The sequence below is a fragment of the Serratia ureilytica genome, from assembly GCF_017309605.1.
GTDB lineage: Bacteria > Pseudomonadota > Gammaproteobacteria > Enterobacterales > Enterobacteriaceae > Serratia > Serratia ureilytica.
Genome location: NZ_CP071320.1, coordinates 510,791 through 534,326, shown reverse-complemented (window position 1 = coordinate 534,326; position 23,536 = coordinate 510,791). Strand labels below are relative to the sequence as shown.

Here is a 23,536-nt window from a genome sequence, read left to right as displayed (position 1 = left end):
TGATGCCATTGGTTTTACTTTTCCGCGCCACCCGGTCAAAATTGGCGCCATAACGAAAAAAAACGAAAGTGTTCAACAATTAGCCGGGAAAAACCGGTGCTGCGTTCAAGCGCACGCACCGGAGGGCAAGCAATACCGCCGCATTGACGGCTTTAACCAACGAACCGGGATAATACCCGACAAAGGACCCTGCATGTTTCTCGCAATAGCATTATTAATCGTTGGTTTATTTCTACTGGTGTATGGTGCAGACCGCTTAGTTTATGGTGCTGCCGTGATTTCCCGTTCGCTTGGCGTGCCGCCGTTGATCATCGGCATGACCATCGTCGGCATCGGCACTTCACTGCCGGAGCTGATCGTGTCCACCACCGCCGCGCTGAACGGGCAGATAGATATGGCCGTTGGCAACGTATTAGGTTCCAACATCACCAACATTTTATTGATCCTGGGCGTCGCAGCGCTGATTCACCCGCTGGCTGCACGATCGGAAATACTGCGGCGCGAACTGCCGCTGATGTTAGCGGTCACAGTATTGTGCGGTTTCGTGTTGATGGACGGCACCCTAAGCAGGCTGGACGGCGTGCTGCTGCTGACCGCCGCCGCCGGTTTCATCCTGCTGATGCTGAAAATCGCCCGGCTGGCGCAGCGCGAGGGCAGCGACAGCCTGACCATGGAGCAGATCGCCGAACTGCCGCAGGACAGCAGTAATACCGTAGCGGTGCTGTGGCTGGTGCTGGCGTTTATCATTCTGCCGCTCTCTTCCAGAATGGTGGTCGATAACGCGACGGTGATCGCGCACTATTTCGGCCTGAGCGAACTGGTGGTCGGCTTGACCATTATCGCCATCGGCACCAGCCTGCCCGAGCTGGCCACGTCCATCGCCGGAGCATTAAAGGGCGAAGATGATATGGCGATTGGCAATATCATCGGCTCCAATATTTTCAACACGGTGATCGTGCTGGGCGTCCCCGCCCTGCTGTCGCCGGGCAGCGTGGACGCCGCCGCCTTCCAGCGCGATTACTGGGTGATGCTGGCGGCCAGCGTGCTGCTGAGCGTGCTGTGCATCGGCCGCAAACACCGCATCGGCCACCTGGCCGGCGCGCTGTTATTATGCGGCTTTATTGCGTATCTTGCGGTGCTGTTCTTTAACCCTTTCAGTACTTTCGGCTAAACCGACGGGAATGAGTATGTCGAACATTGAGTTGCAACCGGGCTTCGATTTTCAACAGGCCGGCAAAGAAGTGCTTCAGATAGAGCGTGACGGGCTGGCTCAGCTCGACAGCTACATCAACGCAGACTTCACCCGCGCCTGCGAAACGATCGCCGCCTGCGGCGGCAAAGTGGTGGTGATGGGCATGGGCAAATCCGGCCATATCGGCTGCAAGATCGCCGCGACCTTCGCCAGCACCGGCACCCCCTCATTCTTCGTGCACCCGGCGGAAGCCAGCCATGGCGATTTGGGCATGGTCACTCCGCAGGATATCGTACTCGCCATCTCCAACTCCGGTGAGTCCAGCGAGATCCTGGCGCTGATCCCGGTGTTGAAACGGCAGCGGATCACCCTCATCTGCATGACCAACAATCCGGAAAGTTCGATGGGCAAGGCGGCGGACATCCACCTGTGCATCAAGGTGCCGCAGGAGGCCTGCCCGCTGGGGCTGGCACCGACCACCAGCACCACCGCCACGCTGGTGATGGGCGATGCGCTGGCCGTCGCGCTGCTGAAGGCGCGCGGTTTCACGCCGGAAGATTTCGCGCTGTCGCATCCGGGCGGCGCACTCGGCCGCAAGCTGCTGCTGCGGGTTAGCGATATCATGCACAGCGGCGACGAAATGCCCCACGTCAGCGCCGACGCCTCATTGCGCGACGCGCTGCTGGAAATCACCCGCAAAAATCTGGGTCTGACGGTGATCTGCGACGATCTGATGAAAATCGCCGGCATCTTTACCGATGGCGACCTGCGCCGGGTGTTCGATATGGGCATCAACCTGCACGAAGCCAAGATCGCCGATGTCATGACGCCGGGCGGCGTGCGGGTGCGTCCCAACCTCCTGGCGGTCGATGCGCTGAATCTGATGCAGCAACGCCACATCACCGCGCTGCTGGTTGCCGATGGCGACCAGTTGCTGGGTGTGGTACATATGCATGACATGCTGCGCGCCGGCGTCGTTTAATTAAGGAATAGAACGGAATGGGTATGGTAGAAACCTGCTACGGGCCGGTAGAACAAGAGGTTATGGCGCGTGCCGGGAACATCCGCCTGTTGATTTGCGATGTTGACGGCGTACTGTCGGACGGCCTGATCTTCATGGGCAACAACGGTGAAGAATTGAAGGCGTTCAACGTGCGCGACGGTTACGGCATCCGCTGTCTGAAAACCTCCGACATCGAGGTGGCGATCATTACCGGTCGCTCCGCCAAGCTGCTGGAAGACCGCGCGCAAACGCTCGGCATCACCCATCTGTATCAGGGGCAATCCGATAAGCTTTTGGCCTTCCGCGAACTGTTGGATAAACTGTCGTTAACGGCGGATCAGGTCGCCTATATCGGCGATGACCTGATCGACTGGCCGGTGATGGCGCAGGTGGGCCTGGCGGTCGCGGTCGCAGACGCTCATCCGCTGCTGACGCCGCGAGCCCACTACGTCACCCGCATTGCCGGCGGCCGCGGCGCGGTGCGCGAACTGTGCGACATCATTCTTTTGGCTCAAAATAAGCTGGAGGACGCCAAAGGGCTGTCGATATGAGTAAAACCAAACTTTGGATCACCATCCTGTTGACGGTGATCGTTCTGGCGCTGATCGGCTGGAACATGACGGACTTCAGCGACGATACGGCTCCTGGCCCGGCTAACGATCAGGATCCGACCTACCAGAGCCAGCACACGGTCACCGTGGTGTACAATCCGGCCGGTAAACTGAATTATAAGCTGGTGGCGGAAGACGCGAAGTATTACACCGCCGGCGAGCTGAGCTGGTTCACCCAGCCGGTGATGACGCTGTTCGACGAGAATGCGGTGGCCACCTGGTCAGTTCGCGCCGATCGCGCCAAACTGACGAAGGACCGGATGCTGTATCTGTATGGCCACGTCGAGGTAAACAGCCTGACCACCACCTCGCAGCTGGAAAAAATTAAGACGGACAACGCTCAGGTAAACCTGGTCACCCAGGACGTCACCTCCGATGACGAAGTCACGCTTTACGGGACCAATTTTACCTCTAACGGCATGAAAATGCGTGGGAACCTGCGGACCAAAACCGCTGAGCTGATTGATAAGGTTAAGACCAACTATGAAATCCAGAACCAAAAACCAACTCCGTAATCTGTTGATCGGCAGCTTAGTTTTGGCCGCCAGCGCCCCTGCTCTGGCGCTGAAATCCGACTCCAGCCAGCCGGTCAGCATCGACTCGCTCAAGCAGTCGTTGGATATGCAAAGCAACGTCAGCACCTTTACTGACAACGTGGTGATCAAACAGGGCACCATCGATATCCGCGCTGACAAGGTGGTGGTCACCCGTCCGGGCGGAGATCAGAATAAGACCTATATTGAAGCGTTCGGCAACCCGGTAACCTTCTACCAGATGCAGGACAGCGGCAAGCCGGTCAAAGGCCACGCGCAGAAAGTGCGTTACGACGTGGCGACCCAGCTGGTGACCCTGACGGGCAACGCCTATCTGGAGCAGCTCGACAGCAACGTGAAAGGCGATCGCATCACCTATCTGGTGCAACAGCAGCAAATGCAGGCGTTTAGCGACAAAGGCAAACGCGTGACAACGGTTCTGGTACCGTCGCAGTTGCAAGACAAAAACGGGCAAAAAAAGAGTAACTAATCACTTATGGCAACACTCATCGCAGAAAACCTGGCGAAAGCCTACAAGGGCCGTAAAGTTGTCGAAGACGTCAGCCTGAAAGTGAAATCCGGCGAGATCGTCGGCCTGCTCGGCCCGAACGGCGCCGGTAAAACCACCACCTTCTACATGGTGGTCGGCATCGTGCCGCGCGACGCCGGGCGCATCGTGATCGACGAGGAAGACATCAGCCTGTTGCCGCTGCACGCCCGTGCGCGCCGCGGCATCGGTTACCTGCCGCAGGAAGCGTCGATCTTCCGCCGCCTGAGCGTGTACGACAACCTGATGGCGGTGTTGGAGATCCGTCCCGATCTCACCAGCGAACAGCGCGAAGACCGCGCCAAAGAGCTGATGGAAGAGTTCCATATCTCCCATCTGCGCGACAGCCTCGGCCAGGCGCTGTCCGGCGGTGAACGCCGCCGCGTCGAAATCGCCCGCGCGCTGGCGGCCAACCCGAAATTCATTCTGCTGGACGAACCCTTCGCCGGGGTGGATCCGATTTCCGTTATCGATATCAAGAAAATCATCGAGCACCTGCGTGACAGCGGCCTGGGCGTGCTGATCACCGACCACAACGTGCGCGAGACGCTGGACGTGTGTGAACGCGCCTACATCGTCAGCCAGGGCAAACTGATTGCCCACGGCACGCCGGATGCTATTCTGGCCGACGAGCAGGTTAAACGCGTTTATCTGGGCGAAGAGTTCCGCCTCTAAGCGCCGGCGCGTCCTGCGGGACGACACCGTTAACGGAAGTAGACAGAAAACTATGAAGCAAGGTTTGCAACTCAGGCTCAGCCAACAGCTGGCCATGACACCTCAGCTCCAGCAGGCGATCCGCCTGCTGCAGTTGTCCACGCTTGAGCTTCAGCAAGAGATCCAGCTGGCGCTGGAGAGCAATCCGCTGCTTGAACAGACCGATCTGCACGACGAAATCGACGCCAAAGAAACCCAGGAGACCGAGGGGCTCGATACCCGCGAGGCCTTGGAGCAGAAAGACATGCCGGAAGAGCTGCCTCTGGACGCCACCTGGGATGAAATCTATACCGCGGGCACGCCGTCCGGCACCGGCACCGACTACAGCGACGACGAGCTGCCGGTCTATCAGGGCGAGACCACCCAAACGCTGCAGGATTATCTGATGTGGCAGGTGGATCTGACGCCGTTTTCCGATACCGACGCCGCCATCGCCACTTCCATCGTCGACGCGGTGGACGACACCGGCTATCTCACCGTCCCGCTGGAAGACATTCTGGAAAGCCTGGGCGACGAGAACGTGACCCTCGAGGAAGTCGAGGCGGTGCTGAAGCGCGTGCAGCGTTTTGATCCGATCGGCGTCGCCGCGCGCGATCTGCGCGATTGCCTGCTGGTGCAGCTCTCCCAATACGCCAAAGATACGCCTTATCTGGCCGAAGCGCGGCTGATCATCAGCGAGCATCTGGATCTGTTGGCCAACCACGACTTTCGCAGCCTGATGCGATCAACCCGGCTAAAAGAAGATACACTGAAAGAAGCGATGCTGCTGATTCAGTCGCTCGATCCGCGCCCAGGGCAGTCGATCAATACCGGCGAATCGGAATACGTCATTCCGGACGTGCTGGTGCGCAAAACGCAGAACAAATGGACGGTCGAGCTCAACGGCGACAGCGTGCCGCGTTTGAAGATCAATCAGCAGTACGCCGCGCTGGGCAACAGCGCCCGCAGCGAAGCCGACGGCCAGTTCATCCGCAGCAACCTGCAGGAAGCCAAGTGGCTGATTAAAAGCCTGGAGAGCCGCAACGAGACGTTGCTGAAGGTCACCCGCTGCATCGTCAGCCAGCAGCAGGCGTTCTTCGAGCAAGGCGAAGAGTTTATGAAACCCATGGTGCTGGCGGATATCGCCCAGGCCGTGGAGATGCATGAATCGACGATCTCGCGCGTCACCACGCAGAAGTTTCTGCACAGCCCGCGCGGCATTTTCGAATTGAAATATTTCTTCTCCAGCCACGTGAATACCGACAGCGGCGGCGAAGCCTCCTCGACGGCGATCCGCGCGTTGGTGAAGAAATTGATTGCGGCGGAAAACCCCGCCAAACCACTCAGCGACAGCAAGCTGGCCACCCTGCTCGCCGATCAGGGGATCATCGTGGCCCGGCGCACCGTCGCCAAGTACCGAGAGTCTTTGTCCATCCCGCCGTCGAACCAGCGCAAACAGTTGGTTTGACCTCTATTGAGAAGGAAGACACTATGCAGCTCAACATTACCGGACACCACATCGAAATCACCGATCCGTTGCGCGAGTTCGTGAACAACAAGTTCGCCAAACTCGAACAGTATTTTGATCGCATCAATCAGGTGTATGTTGTATTAAGTGTGGAAAAAGTGCAGCAAATTGCGGAAGCAACGGTGCACGTGAATGGAGGCGAGTTGCACGCCACCTCGGAAGACGAGAATATGTATGCCGCAATTGATACGCTGATCGACAAATTGGCACGTCAATTGAACAAACATAAAGACAAATTGAAGCAACACTGACACCCTGACCCATTCCGTGAGGCGGCATCCGTCGCCGCCTCTCCCTTCGGCGCGTGACCCGCATGGGTGACGCGCCGAACGGTAATCAGGGTCAAAACCGACGAAAAACCGCCTTGCCGGGTTCGCCCGGCGGCGCGGTTTTAAGTGAAGATGAGATGAACAACGAATATATGCAATTAAGCTCGGTGTTAAACATCGAGTGCACCAAAAGCTCGGTACACTGCACCAGCAAGAAGCGGGCTTTGGAAATTATCAGCGAACTGGCCGCCAAACAGCTCAATCTGCCTTCGCAGGTGGTGTTTGACGCGGTTCTCACCCGGGAGCGCATGGGCAGCACCGGTATCGGCAACGGTATCGCCATTCCCCACGGCAAACTGGAAGAGGACACACTGCGGGCCGTTGGCGTGTTTATCCGTCTCGACCAACCCATCGCTTTCGACGCTATCGACAATCAGCCGGTCGATCTGCTGTTTGCGCTGCTGGTGCCTGCCGATCAGTGCAAAACCCATTTGCATACGCTGTCGCTGGTCGCCAAACGCCTGGCAGACAAAACCGTATGCCGCCGCCTGCGCGCCGCGCAGAGCGACGAAGAACTTTACCAAATCATCACCGAGTGATGCCCGGCCGGCGTGACTTCCAGCCCGGATAACGATACTGTTTTACGATGATGGATCCGGCTACGGCCGGAATAACAAAGTTTAACGGTGGCGATGAACGCCGCCGCGATGCCAGGGGAGTTGCAACATGGTGCTGATGATTGTCAGCGGCCGTTCCGGTTCCGGAAAATCCGTCGCCTTGCGGGCGCTGGAAGACATGGGTTTTTACTGCGTTGACAACCTGCCGGTGGTTCTGCTGCCGCAGCTCGCCAATACGCTGGCGGAACGCAATATCTCCGCGGCGGTCAGCATCGACGTGCGCAACATGCCGGAATCGCCGGAAGTGTTCGAATACGCGATGACTCAGCTGCCGGACAGCTTCTCGCCGCAGTTGCTGTTCCTCGACGCCGATCGCAACACGCTGATCCGCCGTTACAGCGACACCCGCCGCCTGCACCCGCTCTCCAGCAAAAACCTGTCGCTGGAAAGCGCCATCGACGAAGAGAGCGATCTGCTCGAACCGCTGCGCTCGCGGGCTGACCTGATTATCGATACCTCGGAAATGTCGGTGCACGAACTGGCCGAAATGCTGCGCACCCGCCTGCTGGGCAAGCGTGAGCGTGAGCTGACCATGGTGTTCGAATCCTTCGGCTTCAAGCACGGCATTCCGATCGACGCCGACTACGTGTTCGACGTGCGCTTCCTGCCGAACCCGCACTGGGATCCGAAGCTGCGGCCGATGACCGGTTTGGACAAGCCGGTCGCGTCGTTCCTCGATCGCCATACCGAAGTGCACAACTTCATCTACCAGACCCGCAGCTACCTGGAACAATGGCTGCCGATGCTGGAAACCAACAACCGCAGCTACCTGACGGTCGCCATCGGCTGTACCGGCGGTAAACACCGCTCGGTGTACGTGGCGGAACAGCTGGCCGATTACTTCCGCTCGCGCGGCAAGAACGTGCAGTCGCGCCATCGCACGCTGGAAAAGCGTAAACAATGACGGTCAAACAGACGGTTGAAATCAAAAACAAGCTGGGCATGCACGCGCGCCCGGCGATGAAACTGTTCGAACTGGTGCAAAGCTTCGACGCCGAAGTGATGCTGCGCAACGAAAGCGGCACCGAAGCCGAAGCCAGCAGCGTCATCGCGCTGCTGATGCTGGACTCCGCCCAGGGTCGGCACATCGAAGTCGAAGCGACCGGCCCCGATGAAGTCAACGCGCTGGCGGCGGTGGTCGAGCTGTTCAACTCCGGGTTTGATGAAGATTAGTCGCTGAGACTCTTCCCATGCGTCGCCTCGGCGCATGTGTTGCCTCCGCCCCTCCCATAGTGTAGCCCTCCCGTTTCTCATTTTGCGAATCCGCTTCCAGAATCAGCCGTAACCGCCTGTAAATTCACGTCATGGATTTACCCCCACCACGGTAATCGCAATAGTGTGTAACGCAAAAACAGACAACAGGCGGATGTTTCCCCACGCTTTGCTTGCGGGACAACAGAAAGTTTACAATTTGTGAACTTCACCGGCAGTCGCTATAATGTTCACCGGGTAGGAATCGAAGGAACGATGCATATCATTTCCAGGGAACCGTTCAATAACGCAACGAAGCAATATCCCAATGAAGCCACTGCTCTCGAGGCCATTTATAAAGCGTTGCGACGGGGCGAGTTCCGCACGCCGGACGAGTTAAAAGCGCTTTTTCCTTCGCTCGATCGTATGAAGTACAAAGAGAAATGGTGGGTCATTGACGTCGGCGGCAACCACCTGCGGATCTTGTTCTTTGCCAGCTTCGAGACACAGAAAGTCTTCATAAAGCATATCGTTAGCCACGCCGAATACGACAAGCTGATGCAGCACTATCGAAGGAGTTCGTCATGATTACAGATGCCATTAAGGCGGCCGATGCGCTACTGCGCGCCGTACCCTTATTGCAGGGCAGCCACGCTCAGCAAGACTACCGAGAAGCGCTCGAATTGGTGGAATATCTGCTGGAAAACGATGAACGCCATCCGCTGATTGACATGTTGGCAAAAAAAATCGCCGAATATGAAGACAACAGCGCCGAATTTACCGCATTCAACCAGCGTATCGCCCAACTCCCGCAGGGGGTGGCCGCGCTTCGCGTATTGATGGAACAGCACCAACTCAGCCAAAGTGATTTTGAACATGAGATCGGCAAAAAGTCGTTGGTCAACCAAATCCTGAACGGCAAAAGATCGCTGACCATTCCGCACATTATGGCGCTGGCCAAACGCTTCAATCTGCCTCCAGCCCTGTTCCTGCCGGAAGCGGATTAATCCCCCTCAACTCCGGCTCAGGCAGTCCAGCGCCACCGCCTTAAAACTGTCGAAGCTGTCGCTGCCCAGCAGGCGGCTCATTGAGCGTTCACGCACGAAGGTGACGAACAGCTCATAGATCGCCATCGCCTCTTCATAGTCGCTCTTGCTGATCGCCAGCAGGAAAATCACGTGCGCGACCTCGCCCTCGCCCCAGGCGACGCCCTGCGGCGCCAGCAGCGTCACCACCACGGTCTTTTTCGCCAGCAGCCCCAGCGAGTGCGGCAGCGCGATGCCTTCGCCCAGCAGCGTGGAGACGATCGCCTCGCGTTCGACCACCGACGGATAAAAGTCCGCGCCGACGTACCCTTCCCGCTCCAGCTGGCCGCACACCCGGCTGAACAGTTCCGCCTGCGTCAGCGGCTCGTTGAGCACCATGAAATGCTCGGCGTCGAAGAACTTCTCCAGCATGTACGGTCGGGTGCGATCCACCAGCACCAGTTTGCCCAGTTGCTCCAGCTGATAATCGGTCGGGAACGGCGACATCACCACTACCGGCTTGTTCTTTTCGCCGATGCGGGCGTTGGAAATCACGAAGTCTTCGTCGATGTGCGCGAGCATCTCGTAATCGCGCAGCGAGACGATGCGCGTCATCACCAGCTGCGGATACTTGCGCGCAATCTGCGCCTGGATCATCCGCACCGTCGAGTTGCCGGTGTCGCACACCAGCATCACCTGCGGGTGGCGTTCATAACCGATGTTGTAATGTCGCTCCAGCCCCACGCCGATGTGCAGCACCAGATAACCGATTTCGTTCTCGCTCAGCGTATAAGGCGTGTACTTGCCCCAGCTGGAGACCGCCGCCAGCGTCACGTCGTAAGCCATCGGATAGTGCTGCTTGATGTTGGCCAACAGCGGATTGGGGATGTTGATCTGGTATTTCACCCGCGTAATCATGGTCTTGATATGGGTAAGCAGATCGGCCCGCAGCTGCTCGTCGCCCTGCAGGTTGTAGTTATAGTGTGCGTTGATGTAGGACAGGATGTAGTCCACCAGCGCTTCTTCATCGTCGGCGTTGATTTCGGTCGGCTGCACGTCTTGCACGCGGCGCGCGGCGATATTGACCCGCAGATAGGCCTCTTCGGCCATCGAGATCTCTTTGCCGGAGGCCGCACGCAGCTCCGCCGCCAGGCGGGTCGACACCTGGCGCACCGCCTCGTCGCCGTCCTCCACCTCGAAGTCCGACAGCGGATAGCCATCGTTGATGCGCCGCAGCGCCACCGCGCAGTAGAAAATCAGGTACTGCTCGCCCTCGTCGGTCAGACGAATGGCATATTGCGACAGCAGCGGGTGCAGCAAGCCGGCGAACGCCGCCACCTGCGGCTGCAGCAGGATCTCGTTGTTGAGCAGCGGGTTCTCGGCGTCGGCCAGCTGCAGCTGGAACAGCAGGTCGGTCAGGCAGGCGCGGATCGCCATCTCCGCGCCGAACAGCTTCATGCCGTAACGCGGCTTGGTTTCGATCGTCAATTGATAGTGCGCCAGACGCTCTCTCACCTCAGCCATGTCGTTTTGCAGCGTGCCGCGGCTGACGAACCACTCGTCAGCCAGATCTTCCAGTTTGAGGGAGAAGGCTGAGGTCAAAAAACGCACCAGCAGATAATGCACCCGCTCCTGCGCGCTGCGCGGGGTGGCGTGTTTGCGGCGCTCCTGATGCTGCAGGGCGCTGAACAGCGCAGCATTATCGACCTGCAAACGATAGCCGGCCCCGCGGCTATGCACGAAGCGCGCGCCGTATTTGTCCAGGATCTCGTTCAGCGCGGTGATATCCGCCCGCACCGTGCGGGTAGACACGGCGAAACGCTTCGCCAGCTCATCCTGCGGCAAAGTCTCGGTTTGCAAAGCATCGAACAAGTAAGCCAAACGCGGATAAGGAAATCGCACCATTCTGTGTCCGTCAATCAGGCGGCCCGCCCGGTGAACCGGGCGGGCCACGGGTTACTTCGGCGGCGGCAGGAACGCCATTTGCGAGGGGCTGCCGATCGGCAGATAGCCGCCCACAAAGCTGAGTTTGCCGTCCGTCGGGTTGACGCTGAAGCGGGTGACGTTATCGCTGCGCTGGTTCAACGCATACAGATAGCGGCCATCCGGGCTCAGCGCCAGCGAACGCGGATAATCGCCGCGCGTCCAGGTTTCCGCTACCGGTTTCAACTCACCGCCAGCGCCCACGCTGAACTGGGCAATGCTGTTATGCAGCCGGTTGGCGACGTACAGCGTGTCGCCGTTCTTGCTGAGCGCCAGCCCCGAAGCGAAGCTGGTGCCCTGATAGTCGGCGGGCAGCGCGGAAACCGCATGCAGTTGTTTCAGAGTACCTTTTTGGCGATCAAAACGGTAGCTGGTCAACGTCGAGGCCTCTTCGTTCACCAGCAGCACGGTTTCGCCGTCCGGATGGAACACAAAGTGACGCGGCCCCGCGCCGGCGGAAGAGGCGGCGATCCACGGCGGATCGTTCGGCATCAGCCGGCCGCTCGCGGCGTCAAAGCGCCATTGGTAGATGCGATCCAACCCCAGATCGGTGGAGAACACGAACTTGCCGCTCGGATCGCTGGCGATCATATGGGCATGCGGGCCGTTGTGATCGCTGATGGCGAAGCTGCCGTTCACCGCCGCCGCCGGTTTGGCCGCGCCCGCCGGGCCCTGTTGCTGCTGCACCGAGCTGGCGGCGCCCAGACTGCCGTCCGCTTCAATCGGGAAGACCGCCACGCTGCCGCTGACGTAGTTCGCCACCAGCAGATGCCGCCCGTCCGGCGTCGAGGTGAGATACACCGGCCCCGCCCCCTGCGAATCCACCTGGTTGAGCTGCGTCAGTGCGCCATCGGCCGGATTGATCCGGTAGGCGGTGATGCCGCCGTGCTTGCCGCCGTTGAAATCGGCCACTTCGCTGGCGACATACAGCGTCTTGCCGCCGACGCCCAGCGTCAGCTGCGCCGGATTCGGCACGTTGCTGACCAGCGTAACCTGGCTCAACGCGCCGCTGGCCGGATCGACCCGCACTCGGTAAACGCCTTCGCCGTTGGGATTGTAGGTGCCGATATAGGCAAAATGAGATGACGTGGAGTTCATTGCATCCTCAGCATGCAGCGCCGGGCCGGTCACGGCCAGCAGCGCTATAAACAACGCGGTGCGTCGGGTTGGAGCCTGCCAGTTTCGCATAGTAGTCCTCAATATAGGTAACGGCGCGGCATGCCGCGCCACGGGAAAACCTTCGCCTCCCAGCGTTTACCTCATCCCATTGTGCGTTCAGCCCACCAGCTTTTTGGTCATCGCCAGCAGGGCTTCCACGTCCTGCGGACGCGTATCGCCGCTGGCGGCGTCGATGATCGAGCTGTAGATATGCGGGATCACGCGTTTCACGCCGGCCGCCAGCGCGATCTCGACGATCGGCTCAAAGTTCTCCAGATCGATACCGCCGGTCGGCTCCAGCATGAAGTCATGCTCGGCGCAGGCCTTGGCTACGTACTGGTACTCGTCCTTGCACTTCAGGCCGCCCATCGGGAAATACTTGATGGAGCTGCCGCCCATGTCTTTCAGCAGGGCGATGGCGGTTTCCACCGGCACGATGCCATCCGGCGCCGCGGCGCTCAATGGGCCGGTAGAGATCTTCACCCAACCGACGCGGCCGGTCGGCGACACCAGGCCGTTGACCACGCTGTCGTTCTGGCCCAGCAGCGCGCGGCTGGCGCCGACGCCGGTGAACACCTGGTTAACGTGCTGCGGCTGCACCTGCTGAGCGATCAGGCTGACCATCGCCGACTGCTTCGGATCGCCGGCGCCCAGGCCGACCGAGAGCGCGTTTTCGATCAGGCGCGCATAGCGCAGCATGTCGGTCACCGCGCTGTCGACGTCCGGGTAGTTCTTGGAGAGCACGCCCACCAGCACATGGCCTTCCGCCGCGGCGTAGATGTCCTGCGCGTTGGCTTTGGAGCCGGCCAGCACGTTCAGGCAGACGCGGTCGCGATAGTAGTTAGGCTGCAGCTTCATGCTTGTTTCTCCGTAAACAGATTTTTGATACAGGTAAAGACGGTCATCAGTTGCCGCTCGTCGACGCTGCGCACGTCGACCTCAATCTTGCCCTCGTTGGCCTTGTAGCCGCGGAAGTAGATGGCGATATCGCCGGTTTTCAGCGCCTGGACGATGTCATAAGTCGACCGCCCCAGCACCGCTTCGTCAAAGGCGATCTCGGCGCGGGCGATATCGCGGCCGGCGCTGTCCCAGACGGTCCTGGCGCTGACGCCGGTCAGGGTGTTGAGGCTGTCGAGGAACGGCGTCATCCGCTCCACCATCTGTTGCCCGGTGGTTTTCTCAAGCGTCAGATAGCTTTCAATCGCCTGGGTCAGGCCGAGGATGCCCTCTTTGCCGACCTTCATCGCCCGGCCGATGCCGCCGGATTGCAACTTCACCCACTCGACGTACTGTTTCTTGCCGATCACGAGACCGCTGGTCGGCCCCTCGATGGCTTTGGCGCCGCTGTAAATCACCAGATCGGCCCCCATCTGGTAGTAACACATCAAATCTTCTTCCGCCGCGGCGTCGACGATCAGCGGCAGGTTATGCTTGCGCGCCACCACCGCTGCCTGTTCGACGGACAGGATGCTTTTCTGCACGCAGTGGTGCGATTTGACGTACAGGATCGCCGCAGTCTGCGGCGTGATGCAGGCTTCAATCTGCTCCGGCGAACATTCGTTGGCGTACCCCGCCTCCACCACCTTGCCGCCGCCCAGCGCCACCATGGTGTCCACCGGCGCGCCGAAGTTGACGTTGTGACCGCGCGGCAGCACGATCTCGCGCGGCACGGCGATCGGCGCCGAATGCAGGTTCACCAGCAGATTGGCGTTATCTTTAACGATCACCGCCGCCACCGACTGGGCGATGCCCGCCGAGGCGCAGGAGACGATCACCGCATCCTCCACGTTGAGCAGATCGGCGATGTAGGCGCCGGTCTTGTTGACCAGATCCTTGATTTCGAAATAGTGGTTCAGGCCGTAATCAACGGCGTCGATCACATCCTGGCGCGGCGTGGAAACGCCGAGAATGGTCATGCGGCCGGAGGTGTTGATCACCTGCTTCAAACCGTATTTTTCATAAATCGAAGACATGGCTTGCCTCCCCTTGTTCGGTTAATAGGATTTCCCCGGCCACCACCGCAGCCAGCGGCACCAGCAGCCGTTCGCCCTCGGCGGTTTGCCCTTCGGCGTCGGCGAAGACCTGCGGTTCGCGGCGCAGCTCAAACAGCGTGAAATCGGCGTCATAGCCCGGCTCCAGCCGCCCTTTGCCGCTCAGCTGCAGCGCCGACGCGGCGTTCTCCGTCACGCAGGCGATCACCTGCGGCAGCGTCAGGCCGACGCTGAAGAATTTGGACATCACCGTCGCCAGGCTGTGCACCGGCCCGTTCATGCGGTTGCGGCAGTAAATATCGGAGCTGATGGTGTGCGGCAAAATGCCCAGTTTGATCGCCTGGCGCGCCACCTCGAAGCTGAAGCTGGCGGTGCCGTGCCCTACGTCGAGCAATACGCCGCGCCGCAGCGCGCGCTGGATAGACTCGCGCAGTGTGCCCGCCGGCGTCAGAATGCGGTTCGGTTTGCCGTTGTAGCAGTGGGTGATGATGTCGCCACGGGTCAGCAGATCGGCGATGTCGTCCAGATCCGGCGGGTTGTTGCCGATATGCACCATCAGCGGCAACTGGCGGTTTTCCTGCTGGATCTCTTTGGCCAACACCAGCGGCCGGGTGCCGTTCTTGCCCACCACGCTGCTGCTCATGCGCGCCTTGATGCCGATGATAAAGCCGGGGTGGTTGGCGATGGCCTGGCCGGCCTCGCGCTTGTCGATGTCCGTCAACTCCGCCAGCTCGTTCTGCCGCAGCAGGCCGATGCGCGAGATATTGAGGAAGGCGAAAACGTTGGTTTTGGCGCTGCGCGTCAGCTGATAAAAGGCGTCGATATCGTCGGCACCGGCGCTGCCGGCATCGACCACGCTGGTGACGCCGCTGGCGACGCCGACCCGATCCGGCTCGTCATGGTAGATCGGCGATTCGGGATAGCAGTGCACGTGCGCATCGATCCAACCGGCGCTCAGGCGGCAGTTGCCCGCCAGATCCAGCTGGCGAACGGCGCTGACGTCCGCCGCCAATCGCCCCACCGAGGCTATTTTGCCGTCTTTCACCGCCAGATCGATCAGCGTATCGTCCGCCAGTCTGGCGCCTCTGATTACTAAGTCATACATACCGCATTGCTCCTGTTAGCCCGGGCGCCGCCGCAGCCTCGGGCGGCGCCCGGCGCAGGCCTCTTAAGAAATGGCTACCGGGAAGATCGCCCCCAGGATCATCGCGCCGAGGATCGCTCCGCCGGTGATCGGTTTGCCCCAGATATAGAACAGCAGCGCGCCGAGCAGCGAACCGATGCCGATCGGGATCGAGGCGGTCATCGCCGACAGGATGATCAACGGCCCGAGGAAGCGGCCCGAGGAGTTGCCCGCGCCCATCATCACGTCAGCCCCGTAGGTGGAGTTGCTCTGATTGATGGTGAATTTGCGCGCCAGAATGATCACATAACCGATCGCCAGGCCGATGATCAGGCCGGTGGCCAGCGAAGCGGCGAAGTTGGCGACCGGGAACACGATGCCGGCCCCCAAAAGCAGCGCCGGTACGCCCAGCCCGACGCCGGTCTGGATCGCGCCGCCGATGTCGAGGATGCCCACCAGCGAACCTTCGATGATGCGCGCGAACAGGAAGCTGGCGCCGAACGCCGCCACCGCGCCGTACACGCCGGTATCCATCCCCGCCCGCAGCATGGAGACGAAGGCCACTTCGTTAAAGGCGCCGATGCCGTACAGGTAGTACATGTGCGTCCCGGCGAACACGCCGGAGGACAGCAGGCCAACAAAAATCGGGAATGACCAGTCGGCGTACCAGAAGCCTTTTTGGGTTTGCTCTTCCATCATCCCGCTCCTTATTTACCGCTCAGGGTGTTGTGAATGGCCTCCAGCCAGCCCGGCACGCCGAGGCTGAAGGACTCGAGAACTTTCATGTCGAAGCCGCGGAAGAAGCCGCTCAGCACGAACAGCAGCACGATCACCGCCATCATGATCTTGGTGATTTTGTTCCAGCCGCTCTCTTCCACGCCTTTGCCGATCAGAATGCCCAGCACCAGGCCCGGTACGGCGTTGCCCATGATCAGCTGCGCCAGGCCGCCGAAAATGGTGCCCCAGAAGCCGGAACGGCGCCCGGCGTCGATCGCCGCCAGCCAGAAGATCACCGGCATCACGGTGTTCACCAGCAGGTTGGCCGCCGGCACCAGCACCTTGATCGCGGTGACCTGCAGCGCGGCAGGCACGGCGGAAGCGGTGGTATTGAGGAAAGCCACCACCAGCATGCCGATGATGCCGCAGGCGATGGCCATTTTTTTCGGATCGTGCAGCGTTTGCGCCAGATTGCGGTTCTTGACCATCAGGGCCGCCGCGCCCCAGTGCGGGATGATGCGGTGATCGACGTCCTGCGTGAAGGAGCCCGCCGCCACGGAAGACGCCCAGGCGTTGAAGAAGAAGCCCAGACCGAATGAGAAGTGGGAAGCCGGATCGCCCTCGCAGGAGTTCAGCTCGCCCAGGGTGCGAAACGCCCCCATGCCCTGTGTTGTCGGCGCGTGGAACATGCGTGCGGCGCCGGCCCCTACGCCGACCCCCACCAGCCCACCGATAATAATCGATTTAAATAAGATGATTAAAAACATCAGTATACCCTTTCATTTATGCTAACGTTTTTATTTCGTGACGAAGACAACCTTCTCGGTATTGATAATGGTTACGTTCACGGTTATTTCCAGAGAAACGGCATAGCTCTTTCTTTCACGCGGCAAAAAGAAGAAAAGAAATTTCTCTTTTGTTATTTTCTCTTCCGCTTTCACCACGCTGACGTCCTGCGGCTCGATGCGCAGCAGAATATTGTTGGTGGACTTTAATACCGCGCCCTGCACATTAGCCAAGGCGGAAGCAAAAGCTTTCGCTTTGCTGTCGCCTTTACCCTCCACCTTTACCGATGTGGTATATTGCTCTTTCATTATGGGTTGCCATGTTTTTTGACGTAGGCTTCCACCAGTTTCTGGCCCAGCTCTTCTTTATCCATAAAGCCGAACCCCAGCACGTTGCAGCCTTCGTTAATTGCCGTCACGCCCTCTTCCACCGAACGCATGCCGTATTTGGCTTTGTAGCCGTATTTGGTTTGCGCGGTAATCGCGCCGGCACCGCCGCTGCCGCAAAAAGAGATGCCCAGCTGCGCGTTTTCCGCTTTCATGACGTCGCCCAGCTTCATATCCGCCGCCACGCCGGGGATAACCACCGCTTTTCCGCCTGCGTTTTCAACGCCCTGGCCGACTTTTTGCCCTTTTCCCAAACGATCGCCGATCACTACGGTAATTTGACCCATGGTATATTCTCCTGATTGAAATCGATGCGTTAACCGCTATGCGTTATTATCTTTCGCCACTTCGAAGTGCACTGAAAGCAAATAGGCTTCTTCGATAGGCAATGTGCCAAACTGATCCACCACGCGCTCCGCCATTTGCATGGACTCGGCGGAAATTTCGTCGAACAGTGATTTATCCACCTCCGGCAACGGCTCACCGGTTATTGAGCGCAGCACCATGGCGCGAATATGCGATTCCAGCATCTGTTGCTGCACCGCATTGGTATAAATATTCTCAGCATTCAGCATCGCGGTAATATCCGCCAGCACCCGAGCGGTGATCTCACCGGCTTCGCTGATATCGGATTGTTCAATTTCTTTTATCGAAGCAGATCCATCATTCACTTTTCAGTACCCCTAGATCCCACATTAATCAGTAAGCCGTAAAGCGCATCACCTGAATAACCCGCTTTCTGTGATGTCTTTACCCTACCCCCGGTAAGATTTTCTGTGGAGACCGGTTTTTTCCAGTTCGAAGTGGAAATCGAATGACGCGCGGAGATCCATTTCGCAAAACGGCGTTAAGGCGAAAAAGTAAATGAGATAACAATTACATAACCCGGCTAACGGTTTTTTTTGCCTCGATTGACGATAAAAGCCTTCGTGATCGGGATCTCTTTCTTTTCTCGCCCCAACCGCCTACTATCAATGGGACAAATCGACATTACCCACACCCCCGCTCCTCTGGCGCGGGGGTGTTGCTTTGTGTTGTTTTTCCGAATTTATGGGTGCACAGACTGGCGCCCTTTGATTTGACTGGAGAGTGGAATGACCAAACCCATCATTACTATTAATGAGCTGGATGCGGAACGCCTGGATGCGCTATTGGAACAACCGGCCTTTGCCAACACCGACGTCGCCGCCGCGCTGAACGACGAGTTGGATCGCGCGGAAATCCTGCCACCGGAGAAAATGCCGGCCAACGTGGTGACCATGAACAGCCGCGTGCGTTTTCGCGATCTGCACACCGATGAAGAGCACGTGCGCACGCTGGTTTACCCGGCCTCGCTGAAAGACAGCCACGATCAGCTGTCGGTGATGGCGCCGCTGGGCGCAGCGCTGCTCGGCATGCACGTCGGCAAGCAGATCTCCTGGCAATTGCCGAACGGTGAAGAAGCGCGGATTGAAGTGCTGGAATTGCTGTACCAGCCGGAAGCGGCGGGCGAATACCACCGTTAAGCGGTTCTCAGGGCGGCATCCGGCCGCCCTTTCTGTTTCAGAGGCAGATAGCGATCAGCACGGCGATCAGCAGCAGCACATAGATTTTGGCATGCAGCGCATCGCTCACCTTCGGCAAACAGCGCCTGGCAAACACGATCCCCGCAATCCCCGCCACCACCAGCAGCCCCAGAATGTTCAGATTGACGTAGCCCAGATACTGCGGCCCGCTCATCTCGCGCCACCCCAACACGATATACATCAGCGCCCCGATCACCGCCACCGGGATCGACAGCGGGTTGGCGGCGCTGACGCAATACTTCATGTCATAGCCATGGCGGCGCAGCAGCGGCACGGTCATCACGCTGCCGCCCACCCCCAGCAGTGTGGCGATGCCGCCGATCAGCGGCCCGCCGCCCCACAGCGTGGCAGGGGAAAGTTCAGCGCGCGCCGGTTTGGTCAGGAACCCCCGGCGGAACAGACAGTCGGCGATGGTCACCGCCATATAGGCCACGAACAACACGCGGATCACGCCGTCCGCCAGCAGCGAGGAGGCAAACGCGCCCAGCGCCGCGCCGATGCCGATGAAAAAGATCAGCGGCACGATGGTTTCCCGCAGCAGGTTGCCGCTGCGCCAGTTGGTCAGGGTGGCGTACCCTGCGTTGAGGATCATCACCGCCGTCGAGGTCGCCACCGCAATATGCATCGCCTGGCCGGGCTGCTCGCCTGAGGCGGAGATCAAATGGTAAACGAAAGGCACCACCACAAAGCCGCCGCCGAAGCCGAACAGAATGGTGGTGATGCCGGTCAGAAAACCGGCACCCAGAACGATTAACATTTCAATCATGGCCGTGCGCCCGCACGAAGTCGTCGAACCCGGCGCAGAACTGCCCCGCCAGCGGGTGGAAACGATCGCCGACAAACAGCCCCAGATACTGCTCGCGCACGGCGTCGTGATCCACCAGCTCAATGCCCGCCTGTTCCGCCTGCGCCAGCGTCTGCGCATCCGGGAAGCCCCAATAGCGCGAATCGCCCTGCTTTTCCGCCGCTATCGCTTCGCTCCGTTCCGCCCGCATCAGCTGGCGCGCCAGGAAGGTGCCGCTCTGCACGCCCAGCAACATCATGTTTTCCAGGAACGACAGGTCGTGGCGCAGCTCGGCGGGCAGGCGGGCGAGCACCGGGCCGGCATCCCAATGTTCGTCCATTTCATGCAGCGTCACCGCACAGTCCTTGTCACCGTTCATCATCGCGCGGAACAGCGTCATCACCCCGCGATAGCGCGGCAAGTCACCCGGATGCAGGTTCCACAGCAGCTTGCCGCGCCGGCTGAAGGCGCGCACATAGTCGGCGGAAAATTTCTGATAACAGCGCAAAGAAATCACCCCGTCCATATGACCCAGGCTGCTGATAAACGCGGCGTCATTGATGTCGAGAACGCGATGCGCTTTGACCCCGGCGGCGGCCAGGAACAGTGCCGGCGGCTGATAGGCGCCCTCACAGGCGGCGGCGTTGCGGCCAACGAACGGGAACACGAAATCGTTCAGCACCTCGCGCTCATACAGCCCCAGGCGGCGAACCGCCGGCTCCTGGGCGCGGCCGCCGCTTTTCGCCAGGGGGAAATACACCGTAAAAGCACACTCGCCTTTCAGGGCGGCGATCAGATCCTGACATACCAGCCAGGAGAAAATGTCGTTGCCGACAAAGAGCGCTACGTTTTTCATGCTTCAGCCTTCTTTGCGTTGAAAATAGGGTTGTTAAACACGATTTTGCTGATATCTCGCGTGATGGATTCCATCGCCGAGGTGTAAAAAAGGTCGCCCTTGGCGGGCGCGCCGAGCGAGTAGAGATGCTGCTCGCGGCCGCGGCGATCGGCGATTTTCAGCGTGTGCGGGTTGCACTTCACGCCGCCGAACAGGTTCTCCTGCACCACCCCGTCTTGCAGCAGTTGATGGCTCAGGCGGTTGGGCGGCAGTTGATAAGAAGGCGTGGTGCAGTTGAACAGATACTGCGCATGCACCCGCGTCTCATGGCAACGAAGGATAAATCCGTCCGCCCCCTTGCTGATATCCGCCAGGCCACCGCAGGCGCGCAGGCGTTGGCTCTCCAACGCCGCCACGATCTTGTAGGCGTTCTTGATCGGCATGGCGTGCCGATTGCGCATCCAGGAGGAGTTGTAAAAGCGCATGAAGATCTGCCGGTTGTTGGCATCCATTTTGACCCAGGCGGCGCACACCGTCGGATGGATCGCCGCCAGGTAGCTGCAGATGTGCTCACGGGCAAAGCGCGCCCGGTCGAGGCTGTCCGCCAGATCGCGGTAGCAATCGCGCCTTTCCCCCAGCGCCGAGAGCACCGTCAATCGTTCCGGCCCCGGATAGTGACGCGCCAGCGCGGCGTTGACCGCATGCACCAGCTGATGCGCATCAATAAAATCGTTACCGGCGACAAAGCGCCGCAGCCCCTCAACAAACGCCTCCGGCGGCGGACGCATCAACGCCGGTTGCACGCTGGGGAACAGGCCCGAACGCGACAGGGCGCAGATATCGGTGGCCCCCAGGCGCTCCATCAGTTCAACGATGGCGTCGATCGCCGTCAGGCTGCAGCCGATCACGCCGATGGTTGAGTAAGGGTTGATCGGCGGCAGATCCCGGTGGGCCTGATAAGCGATCACCCCGTCCACCGGATAGAGACATTCCGGCGGGTTATGCCCCGAACACAACACCAGCGCGTTCATCTGTTCGGCGGAGCCGCAGGCGGTGGTCAGCCGATAGCCTGCCTCGTGCGGCGCAATGGCATTCACTTCGGCGGTCACGAAATTCAGCGCCACGTTGCTGTCCGCCGCCATATACATCGTCATGTCGCGAATAAAATCGAGATATTCCCGATACAGCCAACGCGGCGGATAACGATCCTGGCAAAACTGCGGGAAATGCATGGCGATCCAATCAACGAAGTGCGCGTCGTCGAAAATATCCGCCGACATATTTTCTGGCGTCATATTTAATATATGGCTGTCAAAATCGCTGCTGTATGCCATACCGCCCTTGAAGCCCTGCTTGTCGAACACCGTCAGGGAAAGCGGCCTTTTGCAATGATTAACCGACTTATTTTTTATAAAGTTATACGCAAAAGAGATGCCGGCGGCTCCGCCGCCAATCACACCGAACTTATACATGAAATATCACCTTATAGTCATTGAACTGCGCTAAGAACTATTGCTTCAGGTGTTGGAATAAAATGACGATTTATTCCTTATTAACTTCTTGTATTGCGAGAACGAAAACCTTCTTCTCACCCCGGTGTGAAAACTTGCGCGGGCTTTATGGCCGATAAAATAACGGCGCCCCGGACAAGCGTTATTTTTCTGCCCCGATAGTAGGGCGACCGCCGCTGGCTTGCTTTATATGAAAGGCCAACTATCATTGCGTTTCGGCCAACCTGCCGCCAAAGAGGACACATGCGCAACGTCCGCATTGATGACATCGACCACGTAGCGCGCGCGGTAATCGCCATCGGCACCGATTATCCGCCGGGGCATTTGCTGCCGATGCACAGCCACCGGCGCGCGCAGTTGCTGTACGGCGCCACCGGCGTCATGCACGTTTTCACGCAGCAAGGCAATTGGATCGTCCCGCCGCAGCACGCGGTGTGGCTGCCGCCGCAGATGCCGCACGCGGTGAGAATGGTCGGCGTCACTACCCGCAGTCTGTACCTCGAACCGGGCGCGTTGCCCGCCGAACAGCCTCAGGTTTGCCAGGTGGTTAGCGTCACCCCGCTGATGCGCCAACTGTTGATGGCGGCGGTGGACATGCCGCTGGAGTATGAGCGGGAGGGACGCGACGGGGCGCTGGCGACGCTGCTGCTGCACGAGCTGGCCCGGCTGCAACCCTTGCCGTTGCACATCCCGCTGCCCGCCGATCCTCGGCTGGGCGAGCTGTGCCGCGCCTTTTTGCAGCACCCCGACGCCCACGACTCCGCGCAGCAATGGGCCCCTCGTCTGTACATGAGCATTCGCACCTTCAGCCGCTTCTTTCGCGCGCAGACCGGCCTGCCTTTTTCGCAATGGCGTCAGCGCGCCTGCGTGGTGCTGGCGTTGGCGCTGCTGGCCGAAGGGCGCAGCGTGACGCAGGTGGCCATGGAGATGGGATATGACAGCAGCGCGGCGTTTTCAACCATGTTTCGCCGCGTGCTGGGGCAGGCGCCCTCCTCCTATCTGACGGAAGACGGGCGCGACGGTTGACGGGTTAGCGGAATTTCTTGTGGTTGGCGTCGCGGGTTTGCTTGAAGCCCTGCGCCAGCTGCTTGGCTTCGGCGACTTTGCCCTGATTGGCCAGCGCCAGCGCCTGATCGATCTGGCCGATCAGGGTATCCAACCCGCTGCGGAAATCTTTCATCTCCGGGCTGTCGGCGGCTTTGCTCTCCAGTTTCGGCGGAGTACCCTGCTTGGCATCCTGCGCGGCGGCGCGCATGTTCTGCAGGCTCTGTTTGAGGGTGGCGGCGGAGTCGGTATTCAGCACCGTTTTGTAGTTTTCCGCCAGGGTGTCCATATCGTCGCCCAGATCGGCGGCGGCCGCCAGCGAACTGGCCGCCAGCAGCGTCAACGCCGCCAGCGCTTTCAGGGTATTCTGCATGTTTGCTCACC

The 23,536-nt window shown here is 59.6% G+C and carries 29 protein-coding genes; 15 read left to right on the top strand and 14 right to left on the bottom strand.

Annotated features, from left to right (window positions below):
• Window positions 1-193 precede the first annotated feature (193 nt).
• The 13 genes from J0X03_RS02480 (at window position 194) to J0X03_RS02420 (ending at window position 9,251) form a co-directional block, all read left to right on the top strand.
• The gene (locus J0X03_RS02480) at window positions 194-1,171 is read left to right on the top strand and encodes a calcium/sodium antiporter (protein ID WP_033644493.1); all 978 of its coding nucleotides are present in this window, start codon (window positions 194-196) and stop codon (window positions 1,169-1,171) included.
• A gap of 16 nt (window positions 1,172-1,187) precedes the next feature.
• Entirely contained in the window at window positions 1,188-2,174 is a 987-nt protein-coding gene (kdsD, locus tag J0X03_RS02475) for an arabinose-5-phosphate isomerase KdsD (protein ID WP_033644492.1), read from the top strand.
• A 17-nt stretch (window positions 2,175-2,191) separates the two neighbouring features.
• A complete protein-coding gene (gene kdsC / locus J0X03_RS02470) occupies window positions 2,192-2,746 on the top strand; it encodes a 3-deoxy-manno-octulosonate-8-phosphatase KdsC (RefSeq protein ID WP_021505108.1) in 555 nt (184 codons plus the stop codon).
• Window positions 2,743-3,321: an LPS export ABC transporter periplasmic protein LptC gene (gene lptC, locus J0X03_RS02465; RefSeq protein ID WP_033644491.1), complete on the top strand. Its 579-nt coding sequence runs from the start codon at window positions 2,743-2,745 to the stop codon at window positions 3,319-3,321. Before kdsC ends, lptC begins: the two co-directional genes overlap by 4 nt.
• Entirely contained in the window at window positions 3,290-3,829 is a 540-nt protein-coding gene (gene lptA / locus J0X03_RS02460; protein WP_025160121.1) for a lipopolysaccharide ABC transporter substrate-binding protein LptA, read from the top strand. Before lptC ends, lptA begins: the two co-directional genes overlap by 32 nt.
• 6 nt (window positions 3,830-3,835) lie before the next feature.
• Window positions 3,836-4,561 carry an LPS export ABC transporter ATP-binding protein gene (gene lptB, locus J0X03_RS02455; RefSeq protein ID WP_004937040.1) on the top strand — a complete coding sequence of 242 codons (726 nt, stop codon included), beginning with the start codon at window positions 3,836-3,838 and terminating at the stop codon, window positions 4,559-4,561.
• A gap of 52 nt (window positions 4,562-4,613) precedes the next feature.
• The gene (rpoN, locus tag J0X03_RS02450; protein WP_043141961.1) at window positions 4,614-6,047 is read left to right on the top strand and encodes an RNA polymerase factor sigma-54; all 1,434 of its coding nucleotides are present in this window, start codon (window positions 4,614-4,616) and stop codon (window positions 6,045-6,047) included.
• 23 nt (window positions 6,048-6,070) lie between these two features.
• Window positions 6,071-6,358, top strand: coding sequence for a ribosome hibernation promoting factor (hpf, locus tag J0X03_RS02445; protein ID WP_004937038.1), 288 nt, complete (start codon window positions 6,071-6,073; stop codon window positions 6,356-6,358).
• Between the two features lie 155 nt (window positions 6,359-6,513).
• On the top strand, window positions 6,514-6,975 hold the full coding sequence (gene ptsN / locus J0X03_RS02440; protein ID WP_016930212.1) for a PTS IIA-like nitrogen regulatory protein PtsN: 462 nt from the start codon (window positions 6,514-6,516) through the stop codon (window positions 6,973-6,975).
• Between the two features lie 127 nt (window positions 6,976-7,102).
• Window positions 7,103-7,957 carry an RNase adapter RapZ gene (rapZ, locus tag J0X03_RS02435; protein ID WP_015379177.1) on the top strand — a complete coding sequence of 285 codons (855 nt, stop codon included), beginning with the start codon at window positions 7,103-7,105 and terminating at the stop codon, window positions 7,955-7,957.
• Window positions 7,954-8,226, top strand: a complete 273-nt coding sequence (npr, locus tag J0X03_RS02430) for a PTS phosphocarrier protein NPr (RefSeq protein ID WP_004937034.1) — start codon at window positions 7,954-7,956, stop codon at window positions 8,224-8,226. The genes rapZ and npr overlap by 4 nt, the downstream gene beginning before the upstream one ends.
• A 294-nt stretch (window positions 8,227-8,520) precedes the next feature.
• Window positions 8,521-8,832: a type II toxin-antitoxin system HigB family toxin gene (locus tag J0X03_RS02425; RefSeq protein ID WP_004937033.1), complete on the top strand. Its 312-nt coding sequence runs from the start codon at window positions 8,521-8,523 to the stop codon at window positions 8,830-8,832.
• Complete coding sequence (locus J0X03_RS02420) at window positions 8,829-9,251, top strand: helix-turn-helix domain-containing protein (protein WP_033644489.1); 423 nt, start codon at window positions 8,829-8,831, stop codon at window positions 9,249-9,251. Before J0X03_RS02425 ends, J0X03_RS02420 begins: the two co-directional genes overlap by 4 nt.
• Window positions 9,252-9,257: 6 nt before the next feature.
• Here the strand turns inward: J0X03_RS02420 and J0X03_RS02415 are convergent, their stop codons facing one another.
• From J0X03_RS02415 to J0X03_RS02370, 10 genes are all read right to left on the bottom strand, one after another.
• Window positions 9,258-11,174, bottom strand: coding sequence for a BglG family transcription antiterminator (locus J0X03_RS02415; RefSeq protein WP_033644486.1), 1,917 nt, complete (start codon window positions 11,172-11,174; stop codon window positions 9,258-9,260).
• A 51-nt stretch (window positions 11,175-11,225) separates the two neighbouring features.
• Window positions 11,226-12,440: a lactonase family protein gene (locus J0X03_RS02410; RefSeq protein WP_160204646.1), complete on the bottom strand. Its 1,215-nt coding sequence runs from the start codon at window positions 12,438-12,440 to the stop codon at window positions 11,226-11,228.
• A gap of 87 nt (window positions 12,441-12,527) precedes the next feature.
• A complete protein-coding gene (gene dagF / locus J0X03_RS02405) occupies window positions 12,528-13,268 on the bottom strand; it encodes a 2-dehydro-3-deoxy-phosphogluconate aldolase (protein ID WP_160204647.1) in 741 nt (246 codons plus the stop codon).
• Window positions 13,265-14,383 (bottom strand): DgaE family pyridoxal phosphate-dependent ammonia lyase, encoded by a 1,119-nt coding sequence (locus J0X03_RS02400; protein WP_042785440.1) that lies wholly within the window; start codon window positions 14,381-14,383, stop codon window positions 13,265-13,267. Before J0X03_RS02400 ends, dagF begins: the two co-directional genes overlap by 4 nt.
• Window positions 14,367-15,506, bottom strand: coding sequence for an amidohydrolase/deacetylase family metallohydrolase (locus J0X03_RS02395; protein ID WP_033651247.1), 1,140 nt, complete (start codon window positions 15,504-15,506; stop codon window positions 14,367-14,369). Before J0X03_RS02395 ends, J0X03_RS02400 begins: the two co-directional genes overlap by 17 nt.
• Window positions 15,507-15,569: 63 nt before the next feature.
• The gene (locus J0X03_RS02390; RefSeq protein WP_004937013.1) at window positions 15,570-16,220 is read right to left on the bottom strand and encodes a DUF4310 family protein; all 651 of its coding nucleotides are present in this window, start codon (window positions 16,218-16,220) and stop codon (window positions 15,570-15,572) included.
• An 11-nt stretch (window positions 16,221-16,231) separates the two neighbouring features.
• Window positions 16,232-17,008 carry a DUF4311 domain-containing protein gene (locus tag J0X03_RS02385; RefSeq protein ID WP_160204648.1) on the bottom strand — a complete coding sequence of 259 codons (777 nt, stop codon included), beginning with the start codon at window positions 17,006-17,008 and terminating at the stop codon, window positions 16,232-16,234.
• A gap of 30 nt (window positions 17,009-17,038) precedes the next feature.
• Window positions 17,039-17,335, bottom strand: coding sequence for a DUF4312 family protein (locus J0X03_RS02380; protein WP_004937003.1), 297 nt, complete (start codon window positions 17,333-17,335; stop codon window positions 17,039-17,041).
• Window positions 17,335-17,700 (bottom strand): glycine-rich SFCGS family protein, encoded by a 366-nt coding sequence (locus tag J0X03_RS02375; RefSeq protein ID WP_004937000.1) that lies wholly within the window; start codon window positions 17,698-17,700, stop codon window positions 17,335-17,337. The genes J0X03_RS02380 and J0X03_RS02375 overlap by 1 nt, the downstream gene beginning before the upstream one ends.
• Window positions 17,701-17,736: 36 nt before the next feature.
• Window positions 17,737-18,063, bottom strand: coding sequence for a glycine dehydrogenase (locus J0X03_RS02370; protein ID WP_089192640.1), 327 nt, complete (start codon window positions 18,061-18,063; stop codon window positions 17,737-17,739).
• Window positions 18,064-18,507: 444 nt separating this feature from the next.
• Between J0X03_RS02370 and rnk the strand changes: the two genes are divergently transcribed.
• Window positions 18,508-18,918 (top strand): nucleoside diphosphate kinase regulator, encoded by a 411-nt coding sequence (rnk, locus tag J0X03_RS02365; protein ID WP_004936993.1) that lies wholly within the window; start codon window positions 18,508-18,510, stop codon window positions 18,916-18,918.
• A 37-nt stretch (window positions 18,919-18,955) separates the two neighbouring features.
• On the opposite strand, the gene J0X03_RS02360 is transcribed toward rnk, so the two are convergent.
• The 3 genes from J0X03_RS02360 to J0X03_RS02350 are packed head-to-tail and all read right to left on the bottom strand — an operon-like array spanning window position 18,956 to window position 22,069.
• The gene (locus tag J0X03_RS02360) at window positions 18,956-19,744 is read right to left on the bottom strand and encodes a sulfite exporter TauE/SafE family protein (protein ID WP_033644477.1); all 789 of its coding nucleotides are present in this window, start codon (window positions 19,742-19,744) and stop codon (window positions 18,956-18,958) included.
• Entirely contained in the window at window positions 19,737-20,618 is an 882-nt protein-coding gene (locus J0X03_RS02355) for a formyltransferase family protein (protein ID WP_033644476.1), read from the bottom strand. The genes J0X03_RS02360 and J0X03_RS02355 overlap by 8 nt, the downstream gene beginning before the upstream one ends.
• The gene (locus J0X03_RS02350) at window positions 20,615-22,069 is read right to left on the bottom strand and encodes an FAD/NAD(P)-binding protein (protein WP_160204649.1); all 1,455 of its coding nucleotides are present in this window, start codon (window positions 22,067-22,069) and stop codon (window positions 20,615-20,617) included. Before J0X03_RS02350 ends, J0X03_RS02355 begins: the two co-directional genes overlap by 4 nt.
• A 282-nt stretch (window positions 22,070-22,351) precedes the next feature.
• On the opposite strand from J0X03_RS02350, the gene J0X03_RS02345 reads away from it, so the two are divergent.
• On the top strand, window positions 22,352-23,134 hold the full coding sequence (locus J0X03_RS02345; protein WP_033644472.1) for an AraC family transcriptional regulator: 783 nt from the start codon (window positions 22,352-22,354) through the stop codon (window positions 23,132-23,134).
• Between the two features lie 4 nt (window positions 23,135-23,138).
• Here J0X03_RS02345 and cybC read toward each other — a convergent pair whose 3' ends face one another.
• On the bottom strand, window positions 23,139-23,525 hold the full coding sequence (gene cybC, locus J0X03_RS02340) for a cytochrome b562 (RefSeq protein WP_033644470.1): 387 nt from the start codon (window positions 23,523-23,525) through the stop codon (window positions 23,139-23,141).
• Window positions 23,526-23,536: the final 11 nt, after the last annotated feature.

Bases quoted from the DNA above. Each gene is read 5' to 3' on its own strand.
- J0X03_RS02480 (WP_033644493.1), top strand. From the start codon at position 194: ATGTTTCTCGCAATAGCATTATTAATCGTTGGTTTATTTCTACTGGTG.
- kdsD (WP_033644492.1), top strand. From the start codon at position 1,188: ATGTCGAACATTGAGTTGCAACCGGGCTTCGATTTTCAACAGGCCGGC.
- kdsC (WP_021505108.1), top strand. From the start codon at position 2,192: ATGGGTATGGTAGAAACCTGCTACGGGCCGGTAGAACAAGAGGTTATG.
- lptC (WP_033644491.1), top strand. From the start codon at position 2,743: ATGAGTAAAACCAAACTTTGGATCACCATCCTGTTGACGGTGATCGTT.
- lptA (WP_025160121.1), top strand. From the start codon at position 3,290: ATGAAATCCAGAACCAAAAACCAACTCCGTAATCTGTTGATCGGCAGC.
- lptB (WP_004937040.1), top strand. From the start codon at position 3,836: ATGGCAACACTCATCGCAGAAAACCTGGCGAAAGCCTACAAGGGCCGT.
- rpoN (WP_043141961.1), top strand. From the start codon at position 4,614: ATGAAGCAAGGTTTGCAACTCAGGCTCAGCCAACAGCTGGCCATGACA.
- hpf (WP_004937038.1), top strand. From the start codon at position 6,071: ATGCAGCTCAACATTACCGGACACCACATCGAAATCACCGATCCGTTG.
- ptsN (WP_016930212.1), top strand. From the start codon at position 6,514: ATGAACAACGAATATATGCAATTAAGCTCGGTGTTAAACATCGAGTGC.
- rapZ (WP_015379177.1), top strand. From the start codon at position 7,103: ATGGTGCTGATGATTGTCAGCGGCCGTTCCGGTTCCGGAAAATCCGTC.
- npr (WP_004937034.1), top strand. From the start codon at position 7,954: ATGACGGTCAAACAGACGGTTGAAATCAAAAACAAGCTGGGCATGCAC.
- J0X03_RS02425 (WP_004937033.1), top strand. From the start codon at position 8,521: ATGCATATCATTTCCAGGGAACCGTTCAATAACGCAACGAAGCAATAT.
- J0X03_RS02420 (WP_033644489.1), top strand. From the start codon at position 8,829: ATGATTACAGATGCCATTAAGGCGGCCGATGCGCTACTGCGCGCCGTA.
- J0X03_RS02415 (WP_033644486.1), bottom strand. From the start codon at position 11,174: ATGGTGCGATTTCCTTATCCGCGTTTGGCTTACTTGTTCGATGCTTTG.
- J0X03_RS02410 (WP_160204646.1), bottom strand. From the start codon at position 12,440: ATGCGAAACTGGCAGGCTCCAACCCGACGCACCGCGTTGTTTATAGCG.
- dagF (WP_160204647.1), bottom strand. From the start codon at position 13,268: ATGAAGCTGCAGCCTAACTACTATCGCGACCGCGTCTGCCTGAACGTG.
- J0X03_RS02400 (WP_042785440.1), bottom strand. From the start codon at position 14,383: ATGTCTTCGATTTATGAAAAATACGGTTTGAAGCAGGTGATCAACACC.
- J0X03_RS02395 (WP_033651247.1), bottom strand. From the start codon at position 15,506: ATGTATGACTTAGTAATCAGAGGCGCCAGACTGGCGGACGATACGCTG.
- J0X03_RS02390 (WP_004937013.1), bottom strand. From the start codon at position 16,220: ATGGAAGAGCAAACCCAAAAAGGCTTCTGGTACGCCGACTGGTCATTC.
- J0X03_RS02385 (WP_160204648.1), bottom strand. From the start codon at position 17,008: ATGTTTTTAATCATCTTATTTAAATCGATTATTATCGGTGGGCTGGTG.
- J0X03_RS02380 (WP_004937003.1), bottom strand. From the start codon at position 17,335: ATGAAAGAGCAATATACCACATCGGTAAAGGTGGAGGGTAAAGGCGAC.
- J0X03_RS02375 (WP_004937000.1), bottom strand. From the start codon at position 17,700: ATGGGTCAAATTACCGTAGTGATCGGCGATCGTTTGGGAAAAGGGCAA.
- rnk (WP_004936993.1), top strand. From the start codon at position 18,508: ATGACCAAACCCATCATTACTATTAATGAGCTGGATGCGGAACGCCTG.
- J0X03_RS02360 (WP_033644477.1), bottom strand. From the start codon at position 19,744: ATGATTGAAATGTTAATCGTTCTGGGTGCCGGTTTTCTGACCGGCATC.
- J0X03_RS02355 (WP_033644476.1), bottom strand. From the start codon at position 20,618: ATGAAAAACGTAGCGCTCTTTGTCGGCAACGACATTTTCTCCTGGCTG.
- J0X03_RS02350 (WP_160204649.1), bottom strand. From the start codon at position 22,069: ATGTATAAGTTCGGTGTGATTGGCGGCGGAGCCGCCGGCATCTCTTTT.
- J0X03_RS02345 (WP_033644472.1), top strand. From the start codon at position 22,352: ATGCGCAACGTCCGCATTGATGACATCGACCACGTAGCGCGCGCGGTA.
- cybC (WP_033644470.1), bottom strand. From the start codon at position 23,525: ATGCAGAATACCCTGAAAGCGCTGGCGGCGTTGACGCTGCTGGCGGCC.